1 protein-coding gene is annotated in these 286 nt (G+C 55.9%); it reads right to left on the bottom strand.

Features of this window, described 5'->3' with window-relative positions; genetic code table 11:
• Positions 1–25: 25 nt before the first annotated feature.
• Positions 26–286: IS30 family transposase (locus SB822_RS56380; RefSeq protein WP_410859015.1), on the bottom strand; the 261-nt coding region annotated here is incomplete at its 5' end.

Here is a 286-nt window from a genome sequence, read left to right as displayed (position 1 = left end):
AGCCGCTTTCTTTTGCCTGGCGGTTTCAAAGGCTAAGTGCAACAGCGGGGTTGATCGCAATATCCTGTTCTGCACATTTTTCCATAAAGACTTCTGCAGGAGTCTTCCAGCCGAGCGTCTTGCGTGGACGGATGTTCATCCGCATCGCGATCAGGTCGAGCTGGCGCTGCGAGAACACGGACAGGTCTGTGCCTTTGGGCAGGTACTGCCGCAGCAGACCATTGGTGTTCTCGCAGATACCGCGTTGCCAGGGGCTGTGCGGATCGCAGAAGTAGATACGGATACC

The sequence above is a fragment of the Paraburkholderia sp. SIMBA_054 genome, from assembly GCF_046534875.1.
In the GTDB taxonomy this organism is placed as follows: domain Bacteria; phylum Pseudomonadota; class Gammaproteobacteria; order Burkholderiales; family Burkholderiaceae; genus Paraburkholderia; species Paraburkholderia hospita.
Note: the sequence above shows the minus strand (reverse complement) of the source record. Positions and strands in the feature narration are given on the sequence as shown.